At 68.8% G+C, this 25,233-nt stretch carries 22 protein-coding genes; 12 read left to right on the top strand and 10 right to left on the bottom strand.

Going from position 1 to position 25,233, the window contains the following annotated elements; genetic code table 11:
* Positions 1 to 367 precede the first annotated feature (367 nt).
* From ACFYO5_RS26660 to ACFYO5_RS26645, 4 genes are all read left to right on the top strand, one after another.
* On the top strand, positions 368 to 1,051 hold the full coding sequence (locus ACFYO5_RS26660) for a helix-turn-helix transcriptional regulator (protein WP_356561140.1): 684 nt from the start codon (positions 368 to 370) through the stop codon (positions 1,049 to 1,051).
* Between the two features lie 44 nt (positions 1,052 to 1,095).
* Positions 1,096 to 2,178 carry an inositol-3-phosphate synthase gene (locus ACFYO5_RS26655; protein WP_356561138.1) on the top strand — a complete coding sequence of 361 codons (1,083 nt, stop codon included), beginning with the start codon at positions 1,096 to 1,098 and terminating at the stop codon, positions 2,176 to 2,178.
* A 157-nt stretch (positions 2,179 to 2,335) separates the two neighbouring features.
* Positions 2,336 to 3,598 (top strand): MFS transporter, encoded by a 1,263-nt coding sequence (locus ACFYO5_RS26650; RefSeq protein WP_388713226.1) that lies wholly within the window; start codon positions 2,336 to 2,338, stop codon positions 3,596 to 3,598.
* 126 nt (positions 3,599 to 3,724) lie between these two features.
* Complete coding sequence (locus ACFYO5_RS26645) at positions 3,725 to 4,231, top strand: hypothetical protein (protein WP_388713223.1); 507 nt, start codon at positions 3,725 to 3,727, stop codon at positions 4,229 to 4,231.
* 103 nt (positions 4,232 to 4,334) lie between these two features.
* Here the strand turns inward: ACFYO5_RS26645 and ACFYO5_RS26640 are convergent, their stop codons facing one another.
* Entirely contained in the window at positions 4,335 to 5,801 is a 1,467-nt protein-coding gene (locus ACFYO5_RS26640) for a CCA tRNA nucleotidyltransferase (RefSeq protein WP_388713220.1), read from the bottom strand.
* A gap of 256 nt (positions 5,802 to 6,057) precedes the next feature.
* Here ACFYO5_RS26640 and ACFYO5_RS26635 point away from each other — a divergent pair, with 256 nt between their 5' ends.
* From ACFYO5_RS26635 to trxA, 7 genes are all read left to right on the top strand, one after another.
* Entirely contained in the window at positions 6,058 to 8,442 is a 2,385-nt protein-coding gene (locus ACFYO5_RS26635) for a DUF6049 family protein (RefSeq protein WP_388713217.1), read from the top strand.
* Between the two features lie 44 nt (positions 8,443 to 8,486).
* Positions 8,487 to 10,790 (top strand): murein biosynthesis integral membrane protein MurJ, encoded by a 2,304-nt coding sequence (gene murJ / locus ACFYO5_RS26630; protein WP_388713214.1) that lies wholly within the window; start codon positions 8,487 to 8,489, stop codon positions 10,788 to 10,790.
* 136 nt (positions 10,791 to 10,926) lie between these two features.
* Positions 10,927 to 12,642 carry a serine/threonine protein kinase gene (locus tag ACFYO5_RS26625; RefSeq protein WP_388713211.1) on the top strand — a complete coding sequence of 572 codons (1,716 nt, stop codon included), beginning with the start codon at positions 10,927 to 10,929 and terminating at the stop codon, positions 12,640 to 12,642.
* Positions 12,643 to 12,669: 27 nt separating this feature from the next.
* Positions 12,670 to 13,395, top strand: coding sequence for an RNA polymerase sigma factor SigM (sigM, locus tag ACFYO5_RS26620; RefSeq protein ID WP_388713209.1), 726 nt, complete (start codon positions 12,670 to 12,672; stop codon positions 13,393 to 13,395).
* On the top strand, positions 13,392 to 14,291 hold the full coding sequence (locus tag ACFYO5_RS26615) for an anti-sigma factor family protein (RefSeq protein WP_388713207.1): 900 nt from the start codon (positions 13,392 to 13,394) through the stop codon (positions 14,289 to 14,291). The genes sigM and ACFYO5_RS26615 overlap by 4 nt, the downstream gene beginning before the upstream one ends.
* A gap of 167 nt (positions 14,292 to 14,458) precedes the next feature.
* The gene (trxB, locus tag ACFYO5_RS26610; RefSeq protein WP_388713204.1) at positions 14,459 to 15,427 is read left to right on the top strand and encodes a thioredoxin-disulfide reductase; all 969 of its coding nucleotides are present in this window, start codon (positions 14,459 to 14,461) and stop codon (positions 15,425 to 15,427) included.
* 43 nt (positions 15,428 to 15,470) lie between these two features.
* Positions 15,471 to 15,800 carry a thioredoxin gene (gene trxA / locus ACFYO5_RS26605; RefSeq protein WP_356561120.1) on the top strand — a complete coding sequence of 110 codons (330 nt, stop codon included), beginning with the start codon at positions 15,471 to 15,473 and terminating at the stop codon, positions 15,798 to 15,800.
* A 167-nt stretch (positions 15,801 to 15,967) separates the two neighbouring features.
* Here the strand turns inward: trxA and ACFYO5_RS26600 are convergent, their stop codons facing one another.
* From ACFYO5_RS26600 to rpmH, 9 genes are all read right to left on the bottom strand, one after another.
* Complete coding sequence (locus ACFYO5_RS26600) at positions 15,968 to 16,585, bottom strand: GNAT family N-acetyltransferase (RefSeq protein WP_388713200.1); 618 nt, start codon at positions 16,583 to 16,585, stop codon at positions 15,968 to 15,970.
* 326 nt (positions 16,586 to 16,911) lie between these two features.
* Positions 16,912 to 18,012 carry a ParB/RepB/Spo0J family partition protein gene (locus ACFYO5_RS26595; RefSeq protein WP_388713197.1) on the bottom strand — a complete coding sequence of 367 codons (1,101 nt, stop codon included), beginning with the start codon at positions 18,010 to 18,012 and terminating at the stop codon, positions 16,912 to 16,914.
* Positions 18,009 to 19,079: a ParA family protein gene (locus ACFYO5_RS26590; RefSeq protein ID WP_356561212.1), complete on the bottom strand. Its 1,071-nt coding sequence runs from the start codon at positions 19,077 to 19,079 to the stop codon at positions 18,009 to 18,011. The genes ACFYO5_RS26595 and ACFYO5_RS26590 overlap by 4 nt, the downstream gene beginning before the upstream one ends.
* 261 nt (positions 19,080 to 19,340) lie before the next feature.
* Positions 19,341 to 20,057, bottom strand: coding sequence for a 16S rRNA (guanine(527)-N(7))-methyltransferase RsmG (gene rsmG, locus ACFYO5_RS26585; protein WP_356561114.1), 717 nt, complete (start codon positions 20,055 to 20,057; stop codon positions 19,341 to 19,343).
* A gap of 117 nt (positions 20,058 to 20,174) precedes the next feature.
* The gene (locus tag ACFYO5_RS26580; protein WP_356561112.1) at positions 20,175 to 20,681 is read right to left on the bottom strand and encodes a R3H domain-containing nucleic acid-binding protein; all 507 of its coding nucleotides are present in this window, start codon (positions 20,679 to 20,681) and stop codon (positions 20,175 to 20,177) included.
* A 15-nt stretch (positions 20,682 to 20,696) separates the two neighbouring features.
* Positions 20,697 to 21,953 carry a membrane protein insertase YidC gene (gene yidC / locus ACFYO5_RS26575; RefSeq protein ID WP_356561110.1) on the bottom strand — a complete coding sequence of 419 codons (1,257 nt, stop codon included), beginning with the start codon at positions 21,951 to 21,953 and terminating at the stop codon, positions 20,697 to 20,699.
* Between the two features lie 3 nt (positions 21,954 to 21,956).
* A complete protein-coding gene (yidD, locus tag ACFYO5_RS26570) occupies positions 21,957 to 22,310 on the bottom strand; it encodes a membrane protein insertion efficiency factor YidD (protein ID WP_388713192.1) in 354 nt (117 codons plus the stop codon).
* On the bottom strand, positions 22,307 to 22,678 hold the full coding sequence (rnpA, locus tag ACFYO5_RS26565) for a ribonuclease P protein component (protein WP_356561107.1): 372 nt from the start codon (positions 22,676 to 22,678) through the stop codon (positions 22,307 to 22,309). The genes yidD and rnpA overlap by 4 nt, the downstream gene beginning before the upstream one ends.
* Positions 22,679 to 22,699: 21 nt before the next feature.
* Entirely contained in the window at positions 22,700 to 22,837 is a 138-nt protein-coding gene (rpmH, locus tag ACFYO5_RS26560; protein ID WP_018846094.1) for a 50S ribosomal protein L34, read from the bottom strand.
* A gap of 377 nt (positions 22,838 to 23,214) precedes the next feature.
* On the opposite strand from rpmH, the gene dnaA reads away from it, so the two are divergent.
* A complete protein-coding gene (gene dnaA, locus ACFYO5_RS26555; RefSeq protein WP_388713188.1) occupies positions 23,215 to 25,164 on the top strand; it encodes a chromosomal replication initiator protein DnaA in 1,950 nt (649 codons plus the stop codon).
* The last annotated feature ends 69 nt before the right edge of the window (positions 25,165 to 25,233 follow it).

Genomic DNA, 25,233 nt, shown 5'->3' with positions numbered 1-25,233 from the left:
GGCAGGCGCATCCGTACGCGCCTGGAAACGGCGGCTGGTTTCCTGTCCCCCCGAAGTACGGATGGGGTCGCTGGCGCATTCACCCGTACTGCACCGGGGAACTCGACGCCCCCCGGCGTCACGCGAGTCCCGGTGGTTTGCATGGCGCACAGACTACGCACCGCCGAAACCCCCCGAGCCCCGAAGTTCACCCCAAACCCGGCAACTTGCCTGCAACGAATCCGTGATGTGACCCCGTTCACCATCGCCCCTCTTGTCCCAGCCGGAAGGCCGTTCTATCGTGCTGATGTATCGAGTCGATACATCAGCTCGGCATAAGACCGTCAGCGGGCCCGTCACCACGGGTCGCGGCAGAGAGGAGGCGACGATGAGCCGGCGTTCCGGGATCCTCGAGTTCGCCGTCCTCGGCCTGCTCCGCGAGTCCCCGATGCACGGCTACGAGCTGCGCAAACGACTCAACACCTCACTGGGCGTGTTCCGTGCCTTCAGTTACGGAACCCTTTATCCCTGCCTCAAGACGCTCGTCGCCAACGGCTGGTTGATCGAAGAAGCGGGGAACACCCCGGAGGACGCCCTTGCCGCTTCTCTCACCGGGCGGCGGGCCAAGATCGTCTACCGGCTGACGGCAGACGGCAAGGAGCACTTCGAGGAGCTGCTCTCCCAGACGGGCCCGGACGCGTACGAGGACGAGACCTTCGCCGCTCGCTTCGCCTTCTTCGGGCAGACCTCCCGCGATGTGCGCATGCGCGTCCTGGAGGGCCGCCGCAGCCGCCTGGAGGAGCGTCTCGAGAAGATGCGCGCCTCGCTGGCGCGCACCAGGGAGCGCCTCGACGACTACACGCTCGAGCTCCAGCGCCACGGAATGGAGTCCGTGGAGCGCGAAGTGCGCTGGCTGAACGAGCTGATCGAGAGCGAGCGGGCCGGACGGGACCTGAAGGGTTCCGGCTCCGGAGGATCCGCTCAGCAGAACACCACATCTGGATCGACGGGCGTCCTGCCCCGCCCCGGGGACACCCCCGGGACGGATACGCCCGGCGAAACCGCCACGTGAGCGCCCACTCAGGGCCTCACTCGTACACACAGGGAGCAACCGGAATGGGTTCGGTTCGCGTAGCCATCGTCGGCGTGGGCAACTGCGCGGCGTCGCTGGTGCAAGGCGTCGAGTACTACAAGGACGCCGACCCGGCGTCCAAGGTCCCGGGCCTGATGCACGTGCGGTTCGGGGACTACCACGTCGGTGACGTCGAGTTCGTCGCCGCCTTCGACGTCGACGCGAAGAAGGTCGGCCTCGACCTCTCGGACGCCATCGGTGCCAGCGAGAACAACACCATCAAGATCTGCGACGTACCCAACAAGGGCGTCACGGTCCAGCGCGGCCACACCCTCGACGGTCTCGGCAAGTACTACCGCCAGACCATCGAGGAGTCCGCCGAGGAGCCGGTGGACATCGTCCAGATCCTGAAGGACAGGCAGGTCGACGTCCTCGTCTGCTACCTGCCCGTGGGTTCCGAGGACGCGGCGAAGTTCTACGCCCAGTGCGCCATCGACGCCAAGGTCGCCTTCGTCAACGCCCTTCCGGTCTTCATCGCCGGCACCAAGTCGTGGGCGGACAAGTTCACCGAGGCCGGCGTCCCGATCGTCGGCGACGACATCAAGTCGCAGGTCGGCGCCACCATCACCCACCGGGTGATGGCGAAGCTGTTCGAGGACCGCGGTGTCCGTCTCGAGCGCACCATGCAGCTCAACGTCGGCGGCAACATGGACTTCAAGAACATGCTGGAGCGCGACCGCCTCGAGTCGAAGAAGATCTCGAAGACGCAGGCCGTCACCTCGCAGATCCCCGACCGCGACATGGGCGAGAAGAACGTCCACATCGGTCCCTCGGACTACGTGGCCTGGCTCGACGACCGCAAGTGGGCGTACGTCCGTCTCGAGGGCCGTGCCTTCGGTGACGTCCCGCTGAACCTGGAGTACAAGCTCGAGGTCTGGGACTCCCCGAACTCCGCGGGTGTCATCATCGACGCCCTGCGTGCCGCGAAGATCGCCAAGGACCGGGGCATCGGCGGCCCGATCCTCTCGGCGTCGAGCTACTTCATGAAGTCCCCGCCGGTGCAGTACTTCGACGACGAGGCCTACGAGAACGTCGAGAAGTTCATCCGCGGCGAAGTCGAGCGCTGATTCGACGGAGCAGGGCGCGCCGACCCCCGCGAGGGTCGCGCGCCGGCTCGGCACACCGCGCTGCTTCCGGCAGCGTGAAAATTCGCTCCTGCCAGGGCTGACGAGGGCCCCCGGGTCGTGTGATCCGGGGGCTTCGCCGTATGTGAGGCTGTCCCCCATGGCCGTCGTCCGCGATCTTCGCGCCCTGCTGCGCCTCGGCGCCTTCCGGCGCCTGCTCGCCGTACGACTGCTCTCCCAGTGCGCCGACGGCGTCTACCAGGTCGCGCTCGCGGCATACGTCGTCTTCTCCCCGGAGAGACAGACCTCGGCCACCGCGATCGCCTCGGCGATGGCGGTCCTGCTGCTCCCGTACTCACTGGTCGGCCCCTTCGCCGGTGTCCTGCTGGACCGCTGGCGCCGCCGACAGGTGTTCCTCTACGGAAACCTCCTGCGCGCCCTGCTGGCCTCGGCCACCGCCGTCCTGATCATCAGCGGCGTTCCCGACCGGCTGTTCTACGCCTCCGCTCTGTGCGTCACCGCGGTCAACCGCTTCGTCCTCGCCGGCCTGTCGGCGGCTCTGCCACGAGTGGTCGGCACCGAGCACCTGGTCATCGCCAACTCCCTCTCACCCACCGCCGGAACGATCGCCGCGACCGCGGGAGGAGGCCTCGCCTTCGCGGTCCGGCTGCTGGTCGGCGACTCCGACGCCGTCGTCGTCCTGCTGGGAGCGGCGTTGTACCTGTGCGCCGCCCTGGTGTCCCTGCGTCTGGCGGTGGACCTGCTCGGCCCCGAGCGGGATCGTGTCCCGCCCCGTCTCTCGGCCGCCCTGCGGGGAACGGCCCGCGGCCTGGCGGCCGCTCTGCGTCACCTCGCCGAGCCGAGGCGCCGGCAGGCCGCCTGGGCGCTGGGCGCGATCACGCTGATGCGGTTCTGCTACGGCGCCCTGACCGTCATGATGCTGATGCTCTGCCGGTACGCCTGGTCCTCCGACTCCGAGGAGGGGCTGGCCCTGCTGGGGCTGGCGGTGGGCATCGCGGGCGCGGGCTTCTTCGTGGCAGCCGTGGTGACGCCGTCGGCGGCCGGGCGACTGGGTCCGGGTCGCTGGATCGCGGTCTGTTCGGCCGCGGCCGCCGTCCTGGAACTCGCCCTGATGATCCCGTTCGCCGAAGCCACGGCGTTCGTCGCGGCCTTCGTCCTCGGGCTCGTCACCCAGGGCGCGAAGATCGCGACCGACACCGTCGTCCAGTCGTCCGTGGAGGACGGCTTCCGCGGCCGCGCCTTCTCCCTCTACGACGTGCTGTTCAACGTGGCCTTCGTCGGCGCCGCCGGAGTGGCCGCCGTGATGCTGCCCCCGGACGGGCGTTCGGCAGCCCTGGTGGTCACGATCGCCGTTATCTACGGAACTGTTTCCGCCACTATGGCCCGTTCTGGACGCCAGTAAGTGTCACATCAATGCCACAGACTCCCTCTGGACTACAGGGTTGTCAGTGGTGGCCGGTAGCTTACGTGCGTCTTATTTCGCGTCTCATACGCGTCGCACACCTAATGTTCTCTAGGGGGACCCCCAGTGACGACTCCGCCGCCCCAGGGCCAGAATCCGTTCGCGCAGCAGGGCCAGCAGCCCTACGGCCCGCCCCAGGGCCAGGCTCCGTACCCGCCGCAGCCCGGTCAGCCCGGCGTCCCGCAGCAGCCCCTCGCCCCTTACGGCGCGGTCCCCCCGGCGCCGCCCGCCCGCAAGGTCAGCTTCAAGCTGATCAAGAACATCGTGATCGTCCTGGCTGTCATCGGCGTGGGCATCGGTGTCTTCATATCGAACCGGGACGACGCCAACACCGCGGCGGTCGGCGACTGCATGCACCGCGGCAGCACCAACGACAACGACCCTGACCTCGAGGTCGTCGAGTGCAGCTCCTCGAAGGCCCAGTACGTGGTGCTGGCGAAGGTCAAGGGCGACTTCTCCGCGTCCAGCGCGGAGACCAAGTGCACGGAGCAGGCCAAGGACTTCCAGTACTCGTACACCGAGACTGGTGATGGCAGTAACTTCCTGCTCTGCCTGAAGGACTACGCGAAGTAAGGCAGTCGCAGCGAGAAGGGGCGGTGTTTCACGTGAAACACCGCCCCTCGGCATACCGGTCGAGGGGCGTGTTTCACGTGAAACAGACCCCGTCCCACGAGCCTCAGCCCTCCTTGGCCCACCACTCCCGCAGTGCCGCCACCGCCGCGCCGTACTCCATCGGCCCGTTCTCCAGCCGCAGTTCCAGCAGGTGCTTGTATGCCTTGCCGACAGCGGGGCCGGGGCCGACGCCCAAGATCTCCATGATCTGGTTGCCGTCGAGGTCCGGGCGGATCGCGTCCAGTTCCTCTTTCTCCTTCAGCTCCTCGATGCGCTCCTCCAGCCCGTCGTACGCGCGCGACAGTGCGGTCGCCCTGCGTTTGTTGCGCGTCGTGCAGTCGGAGCGGGTCAGCTTGTGCAGCCGATCGAGGAGCGGTCCGGCGTCCCGGACGTAACGGCGGACCGCTGAGTCCGTCCATTCACCGGTGCCGTAACCGTGGAAGCGCAGGTGGAGTTCGACCAGGCGTGAGACGTCCTTCACCAGTTCGTTGGAGTACTTCAGCGCGGTCATACGCTTCTTGGTCATCTTCGCGCCGACCACCTCGTGGTGGTGGAAGGAGACCCGGCCATCCTGCTCGAACCGACGGGTGCGCGGCTTGCCGATGTCGTGCAGCAGTGCGGCCAGACGGAGGACGAGGTCCGGACCGTCCTTTTCCAGGGCGATCGCCTGCTCCAGAACGATCAGTGTGTGCTCGTAGACGTCCTTGTGCCGATGGTGTTCGTCGCTCTCCAACCGCAGGGCGGGCAGTTCCGGCAGCACGTACGCGGCGAGCCCGGTGTCGACCAGCAGCGTCAGGCCCTTGCGGGGGTGCGTGGAGAGGATCAGCTTGTTCAGCTCGTCGCGGACCCGCTCGGCCGAGACGATCTCGAGCCGTCCGGCCATCTCGGTCATCGCCGTGATGACCTCCGGAGCCACCTCGAAGTCGAGCTGGGCGGCGAAGCGGGCAGCGCGCATCATCCGCAGGGGGTCGTCCGAGAAGGACTCCTCGGGCGTCCCCGGCGTGCGCAGCACCCGCGCGGCGAGGTCGTGGAGGCCGCCGTGCGGATCGATGAACTCCTTCTCGGGAAGCGCCACGGCCATCGCGTTCACCGTGAAGTCCCGACGGACCAGGTCTTCCTCGATGGAGTCGCCGTAGGACACCTCGGGCTTGCGCGAGGTCCGGTCGTAGGCCTCCGAGCGGTAGGTGGTCACCTCGATCTGGAAGCTTCGATCGACGTCTCCGACACGGGCGTCCTTCTGCGCACCCACCGTGCCGAACGCGATCCCGACCTCCCACACCGCGTCCGCCCAGGGCCGGACGATCTTCAGCACGTCCTCGGGGCGAGCATCCGTCGTGAAGTCCAGGTCGTTGCCGAGCCGGCCGAGCAGCGCGTCCCGGACCGAGCCGCCGACCAGGGCGAGTGAGAACCCCGCCTCCCGGAATCGGCGGGCGAGGTCGTCGGCGACAGGAGCCACCCGCAGCAGTTCACTCACCGCTCGGTGCTGCACCTGGTTCAGGGCGCTGAGGTTGTCTTCGTTGGCGTTCGGCACAACAGAAGAGGGTACGTGGCCCGGCAGGACGCGGGCGCCCCCATGGAAGGGGACCGCCACCTCCCTCGGTAGCGGCACATTCCGGCCCTTCGCGACATGAGCGAAGGGTCCTTTTCATTTGGGCCCATAGGGGATGCCACAGCAGCCGTACCTGATCTTGTGGAGCAGACCGCGGCACTTCCCCTCAGCGGGCATCGTTACCATGCGTGGACGCACATTCCGACGACCACTGACGACGACGAGGACGGACGAGCGCGTGGCCGAGGCGGCAGACTTCCCGGGGATGGCTCCCTCACCTGCCCGCCGGTGGCTTCGGCGCACCGGAGCACTGCTCGCGGGAGCGCCTCTGCTGGCCGGTCTGCTCCAGCTGCCCGCCTCATCGGCACACGCCGCCGAACGGACCTCCGCCAAGGAAGCCTCCGACACGGGCACGGTGGCCGTCGCCGTCGACTCGCTCAGCCCCAGCGTGCCCACCGAGGGCGACACACTGACCGTGTCCGGCACGGTGACCAACAAGGGCAAGCAGACCGTCACGGACGCACACGTGGACCTGCGCCTGGGGTCGGCGCTGGCCACGCGGTCGGCGATCGACAGCGTCGCCAGGCGGCCCACCGACGTCTCCGCCTCCACCGGATCCGAGGTGGGCGACAAGTACGTCGCCAAGTTCGCCAAGCTCAGTCCCGGCGTCTCCCAGCAGTTCAGCATCTCCGTCCCGGTCGACGAGCTGGACCTCGGAGCAGGCGGTGTGTACCCGCTGGGGGTCTCCCTCTGGGGCGAGACCTCCGCGAAGTCGTGGGAGCAGATGCTCGGCATCCAGCGGACGTTCCTGCCGTGGCAGCCCGACGAGGCCGATACCAAGACACGCACGACGGTGCTGTGGCCGCTGCTCTCCGACGTCCACATGACGGCCGAGACGAGGTCGAACGAACGGCAGACGCCGGTCTTCCTCAACGACGACCTCGCCGCGGAGATCTCTCCCGGCGGCCGTCTCGACCAGCTTCTCAGCCTCGGCAAGACACTGGACGTCACCTGGGTGATCGACCCGGACCTGCTGGCCTCCGTCTCCGCCATGACCGAGCGGTACGACGTCCTCGCCGGTGACACCACCACGGCCGGCAAGCACCAGGCCGTCGCCGATCGGTGGCTCGCCGAACTCCAGCAGGCCGTCCAGGGCAAGCAGGTCGTCGCGCTGCCCTACGCCGATCCCGATCTGGCCTCCCTCGCGCACAACGGCACCAGCGTCACCGGCTCCCTGAGCCAGTTGAAAGCCGCCACCGACGTCGCCGCCGACACGGTGGAAACCGTGCTCCACGTGACACCGAGCACCGACTTCGCCTGGCCGGTGGAGGGCGCAGTCGACCCGTCGATCGTCAAGGTGGCCACCTCCGCGGGCGCCGACAAGGTGATCGCGCGCAGCGACAGCCTGGCCGAGGACGGCGACCTGTCGTACACCCCCACCTCGGCCCGCCCCATCGGCGGCGGCACCACGGCGGTGGTCGCGGACTCCCGGCTGTCGCAGACGTTCCGGGGCGATCTGACGACGGCGTCCGCGGCCACGCTCGCCGTGCAGGAGTTCCTCGCGCAGAGCCTGGCGCTGAACCTCCAGACGGACAAGCAGCGCAGCATCGTCGTGGCCCCCCCACGCATGCCGACCGCGAGCCAGGCCCGGGCGATGGCGGAAGCGGTCACCGCCCTCCAGGGCGGCACCTGGTCGCAGGCGCAGCAGCTCACGGCGGCCGCCGCGGCGAAGCCCGATCCCGGCGCCACGACGAGGGTGCCGGCCCGGTCGGCGTACCCCTCCTCGCTCGCCAGGCGGGAGCTGCCGAGATCGGCCTTCGTGGACATCGCGACCACGCAGGACCGGCTCGACAACTTCAAGGTGATCCTCACCGACGAGTCGCGCGTGGTGACCCCGTTCGGGCGGGCCGTCAACCGTGAGATGTCGACGTCCTGGCGCGGCCGGGCCACCGCGGCGAGCACCTTCCGGCAGGCCGTCCAGACCTACCTCAGCACGCTCGCCGACCAGGTCAAACTGATCGACAAGTCGGAGCTGAAGCTCTCCGGGCGCAGTGCGACGATCCCGGTGACCGTGCAGAACAACCTCGTGCAGGGCGTCGACCACCTCGTGCTCCGGCTCACCTCGACCAATCCGACCCGTCTCGAGATCGGCGGCGAAGCCTACGACGAGCAGCCCATCGCGGTCTCCGGCGGGCACAGCACCACGGTGAAGTTCACCACCTCAGCCAACGCCAACGGCCAGGCGGCGGTCGTCGCCCAGCTGTACACCGAGGACGGCAGGGCGTACGGCGCGCCGGTGACCTTCGACGTGAAGGTCACCGAGATCACGGCAACCGTGATGCTCGTCATCGGCGGCGGTGTCCTGCTGCTGGTGCTGGCCGGCTTCCGGATGTACACCCAGCGCAAGCGCGCGGCGGCCCGCAGGGCCGAGGACGACGGCCCCGACGAAGCGGACCCGGCCGCCGAGGCGGCCCCCGCCGGGCAGCACGGTGAGAACCGTCCCGCCGACGCGTCGGACGCCCGGGCGGGGGCGGGCAACCCGGTGCAGCCGAGTGACGGGACGCCGGACACCGCAGCGGAAAGCACGGACCCGTCCGGAACGGGTGAGAGAGTGGACCGTTGAGGAAGTCGTGGCCGGTCGGCCCGGAACGATGAGGTGGGGTAACCATGAACGCGCCGTACGACGGTGACCGCGGCCAGGCCGCGGGCAGCTCGGGTCACCCCGAGGGCCCGCCGCCCGAGCACGGCCAGGTGCCGCCGCAGCACCCCGCGGACATGTACCTCCAGGACGCCTACGACCAGGACCCGTACCGGTCCCAGGACCTCACCGCGCAGGATCCGGTCGCCGAGGCGCTCTACGACCGTGCCGCGCACCCCCCGCCGCCGCCCGCCGCCCACTCTCCTCAGCAGCCGCTCTACGGGCAGCCGCAGCAGTCGCCGTACGCACCGGACCCTCGCGTGTGGGCCCAGACCCCGGCGCCCGAGCCGGAGGGCCCGACGCAGTACCTGCCGTACGGCGACGACCCCCGCACGACCCAGTTCGTGGGCGTGGACGACCTCGTCACGCACTCCGGTGAGGAGCGCCACGAACCCGACGCCTTCGCCCACCTCTTCCGCGACCAGGAGCAGAGCGGCACCCGCTCATCGATCGATGCGCCCGCGGTACCGGGACCGGCGCACGCCCCGGGCGGGCAGGTCCCGGGCCGACAGGTCCCGGCGGCGCAGTACCAGGCACCCGCAGCCGCGTACGCGCCGGAGCCCGCGGGCGCGGCGTCCGGGGCCGACCAGACCATGAACCTCACCGCCACCCCGGCGGCCCCGGTGCCGCCCGCGAAGAAGGGCGGGCGCGCCACGGGGCTTCTGAAGTCGAGCGCGGTGATGGCGGCGGGCACGATGGTCTCGCGTCTGACCGGGTTCATCCGGTCGGCCATGATCGTCGCAGCTCTGGGCCTCGGCTTCCTCGGCGACTCCTTCCAGGTCGCCTACCAGCTCCCGACGATGATCTACATCCTGACCGTCGGCGGTGGCCTCAACTCCGTCTTCGTGCCACAGCTCGTCCGTGCCATGAAGGAGGACGACGACGCCGGCGAGGCGTACGCCAACCGGCTGCTGACGCTCGTGATGGTGGCTCTCGCCGCGCTCACGGCCCTCGCGATGTTCGCCGCGCCCCTCCTGGTCCGTACGCTGGCGAACCCCGTCGCCAACAATCCCGCGGCCAACGAGGTCGCCGTCACGTTCACGCGCTACTTCCTGCCGTCGATCTTCTTCATGGGCGTGCACGTCGTGATGGGGCAGATCCTCAACGCCCGCGGGAAGTTCGGCGCGATGATGTGGACGCCGGTCCTGAACAACATCGTCATCATCGTGACGCTCGGCACGTTCCTGTGGGTGTACGGCACCGCGGCGGACTCCCACATGAGCGTCACGAACATCCCGCAGGAGGGCCAGCGCCTGCTCGGTGTCGGCATCCTGCTCGGCCTGGTCGTCCAGGCTCTCGCGATGATCCCGTACCTGCGCGAGACCGGCTTCCGGATGCGGCTGCGCTTCGACTGGAAGGGCCACGGCCTCGGCAAGGCCGCCATGCTGGCCAAGTGGACGATCCTGTTCGTCCTGGCCAACCAGGCGGGCGCGCTGGTGGTCACCCAGCTGTCCACCGCCGCCGCCATCGACTCGGGCGTCAAGGGCACCGGTTTCGCCGCCTACGCCAACGCCCAGCTGATCTGGGGCCTGCCGCAGGCCATCATCACCGTCTCCCTGATGGCCGCCCTGCTGCCGCGCATCTCGCGCTCGGCGGCCGAGCACGACTCGGGCGCCGTCCGCGATGACATCTCCCAGGGCCTGCGCACCACGGCCGTCGCGATCGTGCCCATCTCCTTCGGCTTCATCGCGCTCGGCGTCCCGATGTGCACCCTGATCTTCGGCTCCTCCGGCATCAGCGAGGCCACGAACATGGGCTTCATGCTGATGGCCTTCGGCCTCGGCCTGATCCCCTACTCGGTGCAGTACGTCGTCCTGCGTGCCTTCTACGCCTACGAGGACACGCGCACCCCCTTCTACAACACGGTGATCGTGGCGGCCGTCAACGCCGCCGCCTCGGCCGCCTGCTACTTCCTGCTTCCGGCCCGCTGGGCCGTGGTCGGCATGGCCGCCTCCTACGGCCTGGCCTACGTCATCGGCGTCGGCGTCGCATGGAACCGGCTGCGCAAGCGGCTCGGCGGGGACCTGGACGGTGCTCGCGTGCTGCGCACGTACGCGCGGCTGTGCATCGCCGCCGTGCCGGCCGCCCTGCTCAGCGGCGCCGCCTGCTACGGCATCTCGCAGAACCTCGGCCAGGGTTCCCTCGGCTCCTTCGCCGCGCTGGTGGCCGGTGGAGTCGTCCTGCTCGGCGTCTTCTTCGTCGCCGCCCGCCGTATGCGTATCGAGGAACTCAACTCGCTCGTCGGCATGGTTCGTGGACGCCTGGGTCGTTGAGGCACGGGTAGGCGCACAACCATCGTCCGCCGCCGCGTGTCGTGCATAGCGGCGGACTGTGGGCACAATTGGTTTCGGCGTCGGACGGCGCGCACGAGGTCGGACGGCGCGCATGGATGGGGAGGCAGGAACGACGGTGGCGGAACGGAGTACGGCTGCCGTCGACGTGGCAGACAACAGCGGTGACGAGCCGCTGACCGCACAGGCGGACCAGTCCACGGCCGACGGTGTGGCCACGAACCGGGAGCGGGACACGGACAGCGACGAGGCACAGGGGAGTGGTCGGACCGAGAGTCCCGGGAGGGCCTCGGCGCCAGAACTGCACAGCGGCCACAAACTCGCCAGACGCTACCGACTCGAGGACTGCGTCACCCGTCTGGACGGTTTCAGCAGTTGGCGTGCGGTCGACGAGAAACTCCGCCGTGCCGTCGGCGTGCATGTCCTGCCCGCGGATCACACGCGGGCCCGTTCCGTCCTGGCGGCGGCCCGGTCCTCCGCGCTGCTCGGCGACCCCCGCTTCGTCCAAGTCCTGGACGCCGTCGAGGAGAACGACGTCGTCTACGTGGTCCACGAGTGGCTGCCCGACGCCACCGAACTGACCGCACTCCTCGCCGCCGGACCCCTGGAACCGCACGACGCCTACCAGATGGTGAGTCAGATCGCCTCCGCCATGGCGGCCGCCCACCGCGAAGGTCTCGCACACCTGCGGCTGAACCCCAACGCCGTGCTGCGCACCTCCACGGGGCAGTGGCGTATCCGCGGCCTCGCGGTGAACGCGGCACTGCGCGGCGTCAGCTCGGAGACCCCCCAGCGCACCGACACCGAAGCGATCGGCGCCCTGCTGTACGCGGCACTCACCCAACGCTGGCCGTACGAGAACGACGCCTACGGGCTGTCCGGGCTGCCGAAGGACATCGGGCTGATCGCTCCCGACCAGGTCCGTGCCGGGGTCCACCGCGGCCTGTCCGAGCTGGCGATGCGCGCTCTCGTCAACGACGGGGCGACCGCCTCCCGGCACGAGTCCGCGTGCACCACCCCCGAGGAACTGGTCAAGGCCATCGGTGAGATGCCCCGCATCCGCCCGCCGGAGCCCACGTTCACCGCGCCGCCCGAGTACCAGCGCACGACGTACCAGCAGGGCAGCTACGGACGTCCCTCGACGCACCCGGGCGTCACCCAGCCGGTGCACAGCCCGCCTCCCCCGTTGCAGAGCCGCACCGGCAAGGCGCTCAAGTGGGCGGTCTCCGCGCTGCTCATCGCGGCCCTCGGCCTCGGCAGCTGGCAGTTGGCGGACGCCCTCGTGGACCAGGGCGGCTCCGAGGACACGAACCAGACGCAGACCACGGACAGCGACGACAACAACAGCGCCGCGCCCAGGCCGATCCGCCAGCTCGAGGTCAAGGGCTCGCAGGAGTACGTCGCCAGCGGTTCCGCCCAGGCGCCGGAGGATGTCGGCAACACCTATGACGGTGACAGCACCACCTACTGGCGGACCAAGAAGTACGACGAGGGGCCGACCCTTGCTCCGTACAAGCCCGGAGTCGGCATCGTCTACGACCTGGGGTCGGCGCAGGAGATCTCCGCGGCGTCGATAGGGCTCCGGTACGCCGGCGACCACACCACCGTGAAGCTCTACGCCACGGACTCGCTCACCCCGTCCACAGGCATCAGCGGGATGAAGAAGATCGGTACCGCCGACGCCAGTGGGACCTCGCTCACCGTGAAGGCGTCGAAGACGGTGAAGACCCAGTACGTGCTGCTCTGGATCACCGCCGTACCGTATGCCCCCACCGACGGCTTCAGCGGCGCCGGCTACAAACAGGCCATCACCGACGTGAAGTTCACGGGCTGATATCTCACCTGAGGGGGAGGGGGTCCGATGGCAGCAGGCGCCGGATACGACGGAATCAGCGATCAGGACCTCCTCGGCCTCCACGTGGGGGGCGACCCCGACGCCTTCGGTGAGCTTGTCCGGCGTCATCGCGACAGGCTGTGGGCCGTGGCCCTGAGGACACTGGGGGACCGCGAGGAGGCCGCTGACGCGGTGCAGGACGCTCTCGTGTCCGCCTACCGAGCCGCCCACACATTCCGGGGCCAGTCCGCCGTGACCACCTGGCTGCACCGGATCACGGTGAACGCCTGCCTGGACCGGGCCCGCAAAGCGGCCTCCCGCAAGACCTCGCCGGTCGACGACACCGAGCGCCTGGAGCTGTTGCTGGAGCCGCACGAGTCGGCCTCGGCACCCGCCGAACGCAACGACCTGAACCGCCAGCTCCTCGAAGCTCTCGGCACCCTTCCACCCGACCAGCGGGCGGCGCTCGTCCTGGTCGACATGCAGGGCTACCCGGTCGCCGAGGCCGCCCGCATCCTGGACGTCCCCACGGGAACGGTGAAGAGCCGCTGCGCCCGCGGCAGAGCAAGACTCCTGCCGCTGCTCACCCATCTGCGACCGGCGCATTCCGGCGGGATGAGAGAAAGCGGTCGAGGACGGAACCGGGCGGAGGGGACATCCGTCCCACCGGCAGCGGCTCCTCGGGACGAGGGTCCGGACGGCGCCGAGACCGGCGATTCGACTGCTGTGAAGGGCGGAGGTGGGCGAACGTGACCTCGACGACGGACACGGCCGGGCACCCGGACGTCGCGGAGATCTCCGACCTCACCGAGGGGCTGCTCACCCCCGCTCGAAGTGCGGAGGTCCGGCGGCATCTGGAGACCTGCGGGCTCTGTGCGGACGTCCACGCGTCGCTGGAGGAGATCAAAGGCCTCCTGGGCGCACTTCCCGGACCGACGCGCATGCCGGACGATGTCGCCCACCGCATCGATGCCGCACTGGCCGCCGAAGCCCCGGTCAGTGCTACGACTGCGGAACTCCCGGACGCGTCGAGGGCCGCCGCTTCCGGCTCGGACTCCACCGCCGCTCATGTTTCACGTGAAACGCCGACGGCGCCACCGCGGCCTGCGGGGCATGCCCGCGGAAGGATCACCGGACCGGGTCGCAAGAATCACCGACTGCGCGGGCGCCGCAGGATCGCCGTACTGGGGACCGTCTTCGCTGTCGCCTCCCTGGGCCTGGGATCGGTCCTGGTGTCCTCACTGACCGGCGAGGAGGGAGCCGGCACCGCGTCGCCCGGCCGAAAAGCCACCGTCGCGGACACCTTCTCCAAGGACGGTCTGGAACAGCAGGTCGCTGATCTCCTCGCGACCGCCCCCGACGCCAGTCCGCACACTCTGGGAATGCAGGGCGAGCCGGAGACCGGCAGTCCCAGGGTCTTCCATCAACCCGCGGTGCCGGGTTGCGTCCAGAAGGGCATCGACCGAAAGGACGCGGCCCTGGCGGTCGACAAGGGCACCTACCAGGGGAAGGAAGCGCTCCTCGTGGTCCTGCCCGACAGCTCCGACAGCACCCGGGTCACCGCGTACCTCATGGATGCCACCTGCGTCAGGCAGCCGTCGTCCGGCACCGCCGAGATCCTCCTCGAGGACTCCTACACCCGCCCGTGACGCCGCAGGGCTCCGTCCCATTCGATCATGGTGTCCCGTACGGTGCGGCCCTTTCGTGTGCCCGGACACACCGGGAATGCGCGCCCCTTAGGATCCGTTGGGTGGGGTGAGAGTTCCGAGAAGCTCCCCCGGTCGATCGACACAGACCAGAGACGAGGAATCAAGCCGTGAGCGACGTCCGAAACGTGATCATCATCGGCTCCGGGCCCGCCGGCTACACGGCGGCGCTCTACACCGCCCGCGCTTCGCTGAAGCCGCTGGTGTTCGAAGGAGCCGTCACCGCGGGCGGCGCCCTGATGAACACCACCGAGGTGGAGAACTTCCCCGGCTTCCAGGACGGCATCATGGGTCCGGAACTCATGGACAACATGCGGGCCCAGGCCGAGCGTTTCGGCGCCGAGCTGATCCCCGACGACGTCGTCTCCGTCGACCTCACCGGCGAGATCAAGACGGTGACCGACACGGCAGGCACCGTGCACCGGGCCAAGGCCGTCATCGTCACCACCGGCTCGCAGCACCGCAAGCTGGGACTGCCCAACGAGGATGCCCTCTCCGGCCGCGGTGTCTCGTGGTGTGCCACATGTGACGGCTTCTTCTTCAAGGACCAGGACATCGCCGTGATCGGCGGCGGTGACACCGCGATGGAGGAGGCCACTTTCCTCTCGCGCTTCGCCAAGTCCGTCACGATCGTCCACCGCCGTGACACCCTGCGCGCCTCCAAGGCGATGCAGGAGCGTGCCTTCGCCGACCCGAAGATCTCCTTCATCTGGGACAGCGAGGTCGCCGAGATCAACGGTGACCCGAAGCTGGCCGGTCTGAAGCTGCGCAACCTCAAGACCGGTGAACTCTCCGACCTTCCGGTGACGGGCCTGTTCATCGCGATCGGCCACGACCCGCGCACCGAACTCTTCAAGGGCCAGCTCGACCTGGACGAGGAGGGCTACCTCAAGGTGTCCGCCCCGTCCACCCGGACGAACGTGACGGGTGTCTTCGCCGCCGGCGACGTCGTCGACCACACCTACCGTCAGGCGATCACCGCAGCCGGCACCGGCTGCTCCGCCGCCCTCGACGCCGAGCGCTACCTCGCCGCCCTCGCGGACGAGGAGCCGGCCGAGCCCGAGAAGACCGCCGTCTGACCTCCTCCCGCCCCGCCGCACCCATCAGTTAAAGGAGCCCGCCGTGGCCGACCTCAAGCACGTAACCGACGACTCCTTCGAGCAGGACGTCCTCAAGAGCGAGAAGCCCGTCCTGGTGGACTTCTGGGCTGCCTGGTGCGGCCCGTGCCGCCAGATCGCCCCGTCTCTCGAAGCGATCGCCGCCGAGTACGGCGACAAGATCGAAATCGTCAAGCTCAACATCGACGAGAACCCGGGTACGGCCGCCAAGTACGGCGTGATGTCCATCCCGACCCTGAACGTCTACCAGAACGGCGAGGTCGCCAAGACCATCGTCGGCGCCAAGCCCAAGGCCGCGCTCGTCCGCGACCTCGAGGACTTCATCGCCGACTAAGGTTCTGGTCGTCGCTCGAGCGACGATGTTTCACGTGAAACACGCATGGGCCGACCCGAAAGGGCCGGCCCATGCGCTTGTCCTCAGTCGGCGCCCGAGTCGATCGCACGAAGCCTGGCACACGAAACCAGTCGCGCGAAGCCGGCCACCGCAGCCGGCCGAGCCGATCACAGCGGTCGCAGCGCCGGCTCCTTCTGCACGGCTCCCAGCAGTCGGTCGAGCGCCATCTCCACGTCTTCCTTCCAGGAGAGGGTGGTACGCAGCTCCAGCCTCAACCGCGGGTGGGAAGGATGCGGACGGACCGTCTTGAAGCCCACCGCCAACAGATGGTCGGCCGGCAGAAGACAGGCGGGATCCTTCCAACGGGCGTCACCGAACGCCTCGATCGCCTTGAAGCCCCGGCGCAGCAGATCCTTGGCGACCGTCTGGACCATCACCCGGCCGAGCCCTTGGCCCTGGTAGCCCGGCATGATGAACGCCGTCATCAGCTGCACCGCATCCGGTGAGACGGGACTTGTGGGGAACGCCGTCGAACGGGGAACGTACGCGGGCGGAGCGTAGAGCACATAGCCCACCGGAATATCGTCGACATAGACGACCCGGCCGCAGGAGCCCCAGTCGAGCAGGACGGCAGAGATCCAGGCCTCCTTCTCGACCGTTGCCGTACCCCCCTTTACCGCCGCCTCGCCGCTGACGGGGTCCAGCTCCCAGAAGACACACGAGCGGCAGCGCTGGGGGAGGTCCTGAAGGTTGTCCAGCGTGAGCGGTATGAGCCGGCGCCCCATAAAGGCTGATCCTCGCTTCCTTCGCCCGCGGCATCGCGAGCGGCTGTCAGAGCGCTGCGTTCCCTGAGCAGGCTGCCGACGAACCCGCCGACCGCGCCGAACCCCAAGGCCGCACCCAGCAGTCCGGGCCGGCTCACTGTTCGCATGGCCCCCGCCTCCCACTCAGAGGTGTCGTCAGGTCTGCGCGCCCTACCTCATCGCATCGTATCCACGACGCGATCGCTCGACACCGTCTGAAAAGCAAAGAGCGAGCCGTGTTCCGGAGAGCACCGGAGGCGGCTCGCTCTTGGCAGTCGGCGGGGCGGTGAGGCCCTGCCAGGGACGGCTCAGCCGTCCGTTCCCGCGGACTCGCCCTCGACGAGACCCTTCTGGAGGACGGGCCCCTCACCAGGAGCCAGGCTGTCGAGGATGCGCTCCAGATCTTCCATGGAGGCGAACTCGACGGTGATCTTGCCCTTCTTCTGCCCCAGGTCGACCTTCACCCGAGTCTCGAAGCGATCCGAAAGCCGGGTGGCGAGGTCGGACAGCGCCGGGGAGACCCGGCCTCCGGCACGGGGGCCCTTGGAGCGCTGGGGGGCCTGAGGGCGCGACCCCATGAGGGTCACGATCTCCTCGACCGCCCGAACGGACAGCCCTTCCGCCACGATGCGGTGGGCCAGCCTGTCCTGCTCCTCCGAGTCATCGACGGAGAGCAGCGCTCGGGCGTGACCGGCCGAAAGCACACCGGCAGCCACGCGGCGCTGGACCGCCGGGGAGAGCCTCAACAGTCGCAACGTGTTGGAGACCTGCGGCCGCGAGCGTCCGATCCGGTCCGCCAACTGGTCGTGGGTGCAGTGGAAGTCCTTCAGCAACTGGTCGTAGGCCGCAGCCTCCTCCAGTGGGTTCAGCTGAGCCCGGTGGAGGTTCTCCAGCAACGCGTCCAAAAGCAGCTTCTCGTCGTCCGTGGCGCGGACGATCGCCGGGATCGCCTCCAGACCCGCCTCACGGCAGGCCCGCCAGCGCCGCTCGCCCATGATCAGCTCATAGCGCGCGGGACCGACCTGGCGCACGACGACCGGCTGGAGGAGGCCGACCTCCTTGACGGAGGTAACCAGCTCCTGGAGCGCATCCTCGTCGAAGACCTCACGCGGCTGGCGCGGGTTCGGAGTGATGGAGTCGATCGGGAGTTCCGCGAAGTGCACGCCCATGGGCGGCGCGGGCACGTCCGCGCCACCGCTTGCCGACTGGTCCTCGGTTTCACGTGAAACGGGCGGCAGCGTGGCCACCTTCGCCGCGGCCACCCCGCGATCGGTCGTCAGGACCGGAACACCGGCAGAAGACGTGGAGGACACGCTTCCCACGGCGGCCTGCGCCGGTGTCCTCTCGGTCGGGGCAGCAGGGATCAGCGCACCGAGACCACGGCCCAGCCCCCTCCGTCGATCACTCACTGGATCCCCTCCATGGTCGGGTTGTTCTGGGCGCCGATGTGGGCGTGCGTGCCGTCGTAGCTGACGCCGGCACCCCTCAGCGCGATCTCTCGGGCTGCTTCAAGGTAGGACAGGGCACCGCTCGATCCGGGATCGTAGGTCAGCACCGTCTGCCCGTAGCTCGGTGCTTCGGAGATGCGGACCGAGCGGGGAATGCTCGTCCGCAGCACCTCGTCACCGAAGTGGGTGCGCACCTCCTCGGCGACCTGTGACGCGAGACGCGTTCGGCCGTCGTACATGGTGAGCAGGATGGTCGACACATGGAGCGTGGGGTTGAGGTGACCGCGCACCAGGTCGACGTTGCGCAGCAGTTGCCCCAGTCCCTCCAGTGCGTAGTACTCGCACTGGATCGGGATGAGGACCTCCTGGCCGGCGACGAGCGCGTTGACCGTCAGCAGGCCGAGCGAGGGAGGGCAGTCGATGAGGACATAGTCCAGCGGCTGCTCGTAGGCCTGGATGGCTCGCTCGAGTCGGCTCTCGCGCGCCACCAGCGATACCAGCTCGATCTCCGCACCGGCGAGGTCGATCGTGGCGGGGGCGCAGAAAAGGCCTTCGACGTCGGGAACCGGTTGGACCACTTCCGCCAGCGGGCGGCTGTCGACCAGGACGTCGTAGATGGATGGAACGTCGGCGTGGTGGTCGATCCCGAGGGCGGTGGACGCGTTGCCCTGCGGGTCAAGGTCGATCACCAGGACCCGGCCACCGTGCAGGGCCAGCGAAGCGGCAAGGTTGACGGTCGTCGTCGTCTTGCCGACGCCACCCTTCTGGTTGGCGACCACCATGATGCGTGTCTGCTCAGGACGCGGCAGGCCTTCGCCGGCACGGCCCAGAGCCTCCACCGCCAGTTGGGCAGCACGACCGATCGGAGTGTCGTCCATCGGAGGCGGTGTTTCACGTGAAACATCCTCCCCCATCGACTCGGTACGGGGACCGGGGACCGGATCGGTCATCGGTCCCGCGATATTGGCGTCGGACCGCAAGGATTCACTCTCCTCGACTTCAGGCTCGCAATGCACAGAGCCTCCCATGCCTTCGGGGTCGTGAACCAGTGAGGCCTGGTCCTCTGTGGAGAAATCCACTTCTGTGGACAACTCCGACCCCCTGACGAGTGAGCCGAGAGGCTTCCGGTCCCGGGGTTCGGCCCCGGCGCGTCCGCGGCTGATGATGCCGTGCAGCAATGAGCGACGTTTCACGTGAAACACGATGCACAGCGCCCGCGGCCGAACCGCCGCGACACTCCGTCGGGCTAGGTGGGGCAGCTTGTGTGGAGTAGGGCTGCTCCTCGCCGATCAGCGCCGCCGACGCGTGCGGCCCGTCCGGGCCGCCTTGGCGCGCTTCGCGGCGAACCTCACACCGCCGGGGCTCTCCCCGACCTCGACCCGCACGACCGTGGAGAGGGGATCGACCGCTCCCTCGCCGACGTGAAGGATCGACGTGCTGACCGCACCGAGCTTGCTCAGTGCGCTGGCCGCGGCCTTCAGCTCCTCCTCGGCGGTGTCGCCCTTCAGTGCGAGCATCTCACCGTAGGGGCGCAGCAGCGGGATGCCCCAGGCGGCCAGCCGGTCCAGGGGAGCGACGGCGCGTGCGGTCACGACATGGACCGGCGGGAGCTTGCCCATGACTTCCTCGGCCCGGCCGCGCACGACGGTCACATGGTCCAGGCCGAGAAGCTCGACGACCTCGGTGAGGAAGTTGGTACGCCGCAGGAGGGGCTCCAGCAGCGTGATCTTCAGATCCTCACGCACCAGTGCCAAGGGGATGCCGGGCAGGCCGGCGCCGGACCCGACGTCGCAGACCGTCACGTCCTCGGGCACCGCTTCGGAGAGCACCGCACAGTTCAGGATGTGCCTCTCCCACAGCCGAGGCACTTCCCGCGGCCCGATGAGCCCACGCTGCACACCTGCCTCGGCCAGTAGCTCGGCGTACCGGACCGCATCCGTGAAGCGATCACCGAATACCTCGCGTGCTTGCTCGGGCGCAGGGGGGAGTTCCGCTGCCTCCGTCACGGGGACCGTCCTTCCGTACCGCATCGACGCGTTCAGCGCCGACCACCAGAACTACCAGGCTGACAAAGACCGGCCCCGCCTGCGCGACAGACGGGGCCGGTATACGTACGTACTGAATCAGTTGGGCAGCACGACGACGAAGCGCTGCGGCTCCTCGCCCTCGGACTCGCTGCGCAGACCGGCCGCCTTAACCGCGTCGTGCACGACCTTGCGCTCGAAAGGCGTCATCGGGTCCAGCTTGACCGGCTCACCGCTGTTCTTGGCGTCGGCCGCGGCCTTGGCGCCCAGCTCGGAGAGTTCGGTGCGCTTCTTGGCGCGGTAGCCCGCGATGTCCAGCATCAGGCGGCTGCGGTCGCCGGTCTCCCGGTGCACGGCGAGACGCGTCAGCTCCTGCAACGCCTCCAGCACCTCGCCGTCCCGGCCGACGAGCTTGTACAGGTCGCGACCGCCGGTCTCACTGATGATCGAGACCGAGGCGCGGTCGGCCTCGACGTCCATGTCGATGTCGCCGTCGAGGTCGGCGATGTCCAGCAGACCCTCGAGGTAGTCCGCCGCGATCTCGCCCTCCTGCTCCAGGCGGGTCAGGGTGTCTGCACCCTCGGCGGAGGTGGTGCCTTCCGTCACGGGATGGGCTCCTTCTTACTTCTTGGACGGGGACTTGGGGCGCTGCGGGCCGCCCTTGCGCTGCCCGGACTGGGCCTTGCTGCGGCCACCGGAGCCGGGCTTCGGCTTGGCGGCGACGGGCTTGGCGTCCTGCGGCTCCTCGGACTTGGTCAGCGAGGTGGGCTCGCCGGCCGCCTTGGTGGTTCCGGACTGACGCTGGGACTTGCTCTGGCGCTTGGGCTGCTGGCGCCTGGCCGTGGCCGTCGTGGCTTCGCCGTCCTCGGTCAGGGTGGCGGTCTGTGCCTCGCCCCTGGTCACGGTGCCGTCGGGCTGGGCAGCGAAGCCCGCCTTGTTCAGGCCGTTGATGAACTTGCGCTCGTAGTCGTTGCGGTCGCGGCCCTTGGCCACGATCGCCTTGACGATGGCCTTCTCGCCGCGGCTGCGCGTCTTGCCGTGGTGCGTGACGTGCTTGTACAGGCGCTCCAGGTAGGCGGCCTGAGCCTTGGACCCCGGGGTCGGGTTGTTGCGGATGACGTACATCTGCTGGCCCATGGTCCACACGTTGGTGGTCAGCCAGTAGACGAGGACACCGACCGGGAAGTTGATGCCGAAGACGGCGAACATGACGGGGAAGACGTACATCAGCATCTTCTGCTGCTGCATGAACGGCGTCTTCACCGAGGTGTCGACGTTCTTCGTCATCAGCTGGCGCTGCGTGAAGAACTGCGAGGCCGACATCAGGACGATCATGATCGCGGTGACCACGCGGACGTCCGTCAGGGTGGCGCCGAGCGCCTCCACCTTCGAGGCGCTCTCAGTGAACTTCGCGGCCAGCGGAGCGCCGAAGATGTGCGCCTTCCGCGCGCTCTCGAGCAGCTGCTCGTCGATGACGCCGATCTCGTCGCCCGACGCGATGCCGCTGAGCACGTGGTACAGGGCGAAGAAGAACGGGGACTGCGCCAGGATGGGAAGGCACGAGGAGAGCGGGTTGGTGCCCGTCTCCTTGTACAGCTTCATCATCTCTTCGGACTGGCGCTGCTTGTCGTTCTTGTAGCGCTCCTGGATCTTCTTCATCTCGGGCTGCAGTGTCTGCATCGCCCGTGTCGCCTTGATCTGCTTCACGAAGAGCGGGATCAGGCAGATCCGGATCAGGATCACCAGGGACACGATGGACAGGCCCCAGGCCCACCCGGTGTCCGGGCCGAAGAGGGCGCCGTACACCTTGTGGAACTGGACGATGACCCAGGAGACGGGTGTGGTGATGAAACTGAAGAGGCTGGCAATCGTGTCCACTAATCATGCTCCTTGGGCATGGGACGGGGTCTCTGCGGCCGGGCTTGAAGAAAGATTCTCTTCGGTGGCCGTTTCGGCGGCGGAGGGCCCGCCCTTGCGTGCGCGCCATGTGTTGCGCAGCATCTCGTGCCACCGCGGACGCTTGCGCGGCGGGACATGGTCCACGCCGCCGAGCGACCACGGATTGCATCGCAGGATGCGCCAGGCGGTGAGGGCCGTTCCCTTGATGGCACCGTGCCGGTCGATGGCGGTGTAGCCGTAGTGGGAACACGACGGGTAGTACTTGCACACCGGCCCGAGCAGTGGACTGATCGTCCACTGGTAGAGCTTGATCAAGGCCAGCAGCGGGTACTTCATCGCGCGCCCCCTCCTAGTAGCCGTTGAAGGGCGGCATCGAGGTCTTGGGCCAGCTGTGCGTGGTCGGCGTCGCCCGCACCGGGCAGCGCCCGTACGACTACCAGGCTACCGGGGGGAAGGAGGGCGACTCGGTCGCGCATCAGATGGCGCAGTCTGCGCTTCACTGTGTTGCGCACGACCGCTCCGCCCACGGCCTTGCTCACGACGAAACCCGCACGCGTCGGGGGAGCGCTCTCCCCAGGCGCGTGCGGGTCCGTTGCACCGCTTCGAAAATGGACGACGAGAGTCGGGCGGCCTGCCCGACGACCCCGTCGTACCGCGGTCGCGAAGTCCTCGCGCCGCCTCAGCCGATGCTCGGTAGGCAGCACGACGTCATGACCTGATCAGGCTCAGGCGGACAGGTTGGCGCGACCCTTGCTGCGGCGGTTCGCGAGAATCGCGCGGCCGGCACGGGTGCGCATCCGCAGGCGGAAGCCGTGGGTCTTGGCGCGACGGCGGTTGTTCGGCTGGAAGGTGCGCTTGCTCACTCGGGGGCTCCAGAAATCAATCGGTGGTGGCGGGGTGCCGTCCTGGCTGTCACCGTGCGCCCACGAGGTAGCTCGCGGTCAACGCCCGAGTGCACCGCTTCCCGATCACCTGACGCGATCTGTGCCCATCGGAGGCAGGCGGCAGCAGCCATCGACAACTCGACCTGGTCACGGTACGCGCGGCTACGCCATCCGGTCAAACCGGCTGCCGCCGGGAGACACTGTCCACAGGCTGGGGACAACAACTTGAACCGCAGCCGTCGCCCTGACTACCGTGGCTGAACTCCGATTCGTTCCTTTGTCCCTGCCCTGCCCGATGCGAATCCCCAACCGTCCCACCCTCACACGAACGTGGGACCCACGAGAGAGCGTGCCCTGTGGCTGACGTGCCTGCCGATCTTGCCGCAGTGTGGCCACGAGTACTGGAGCAGCTCCTCGGTGAGGGCCGCGGCCAGGGTGTCGAGGTGAAGGACGAACACTGGATCAGGCGCTGCCAGCCGCTCGCCCTGGTCGCCGACACCGCCCTGCTCGCCGTGCCGAACGAATTCGCGAAGGGCGTACTGGAAGGCCGCCTCGCCCCGGTGGTCAGCGAGACGCTGAGCCGCGAGTGCGGCCGGCCGATCCGCATCGCGATCACCGTCGACGACTCCGCGGGCGAGCCTCCCGCCTCGCCGGGGGGCTCGCGCTACGCCGAACCCGAACACCAGCCCGGCCAGTACGACGGCCCGCGCGACAACCCGTACCAGGGGTACGGCCGGCACCGGGCCGATCCGCCTCAGGGGGGCGGCGACCAGGGCTCCCGCCAGGACCAGCTGCCCACCGCGCGGCCCGCCTACCCGTCGGAGTACCAGCGGCCCGAGCCCGGCGCCTGGCCCCGCTCCGGGCAGGACGAGTACGGATGGCAGCAGCAGCGTCTCGGTTTCCCCGAGCGCGACCCGTACGCCTCGCCGTCGCAGGACTCCTACGGTGGCCCCACCGGGCCGGACTCCTACGGTCCGCCCTCCCAGGACGGGTACGGATCACAGGACCAGGACTCCTACGGCTCCTCCTCGCAGGACTACCGGCCGCAGGCCATGGAGCGGCCGGCCTACGACCGCTCGCCCTACGACCAGAAGCGCTCGGAGTACCAGCAGTCGCGCCCCGAGTACGACCAGCGCGATCCCACCCGGCGGGAGATGCCGGAGTCCTCGGGCGGCGGCGGTCATCCGCACCGGGGCCCGGTCGGCCACGGTCAGTCCGGCGCGTCCGGTCCACTGGGCGCGAAGCCCGCGCCGGCCGGCGGCCCCGGCGAGCCGACCGCCCGGCTCAACCCGAAGTACCTCTTCGACACGTTCGTGATCGGCGCTTCCAACCGCTTCGCGCACGCCGCCGCGGTCGCCGTCGCCGAGGCGCCCGCGAAGGCGTACAACCCCCTGTTCATCTACGGGGAGTCCGGCCTCGGCAAGACGCACCTGCTGCACGCCATCGGACACTACGCGCGCAGCCTCTATCCGGGCACGCGGGTGCGGTACGTCAGCTCGGAGGAGTTCACCAACGAGTTCATCAACTCCATCCGCGACGGCAAGGGCGACAGTTTCCGCAAGCGGTACCGCGAGATGGACATCCTGCTCGTCGACGACATCCAGTTCCTGGCGGACAAGGAGTCGACGCAGGAGGAGTTCTTCCACACCTTCAACACGCTCCACAACGCCAACAAGCAGATCGTGCTGTCCTCCGACCGGCCGCCCAAGCAGTTGGTGACGCTGGAGGACCGGCTGCGGAACCGTTTCGAGTGGGGTCTGATCACCGATGTCCAGCCGCCCGAGCTGGAGACGAGGATCGCGATCCTGCGGAAGAAGGCGGTGCAGGAGCAGCTCAACGCCCCGCCGGAGGTGCTGGAGTTCATCGCGTCACGCGTCTCGCGCAACATCCGCGAGCTGGAGGGCGCGCTGATCCGGGTGACGGCCTTCGCGTCGCTCAACCGGCAGCCGGTGGATCTCGGCCTGACCGAGATCGTCCTGAAGGACCTGATGCCCGGCGGCGACGATTCGGCGCCCGAGATCACCTCCACGGCCATCATGGGCGCGACCGCCGACTACTTCGGGCTCACGGTCGAGGACCTGTGCGGCACCTCGCGGGGCCGGGCGCTCGTGACGGCCCGGCAGATCGCCATGTACCTGTGCCGGGAGCTGACGGACCTCTCGCTGCCGAAGATCGGCGCCCTGTTCGGCGGACGCGACCACACGACGGTCATGCACGCGGACCGCAAGATCCGCAATCTGATGGCCGAGCGGCGCTCCATCTACAACCAGGTGACCGAGCTGACGAACCGCATCAAGGCGGGCTGACACAGCCGCACGGACCTGTCGAGGGCGTTCCGGGGGCGATCCCGGGGCGCCCTTCTTCGTACCTCGGGC

Source organism: Streptomyces sp. NPDC006259 (assembly GCF_042870975.1).
Taxonomy (GTDB): domain Bacteria; phylum Actinomycetota; class Actinomycetes; order Streptomycetales; family Streptomycetaceae; genus Streptomyces.
The sequence above is the reverse complement of the archived record's forward strand: the minus strand, read 5'-3'. Positions and strand labels throughout refer to the sequence as shown.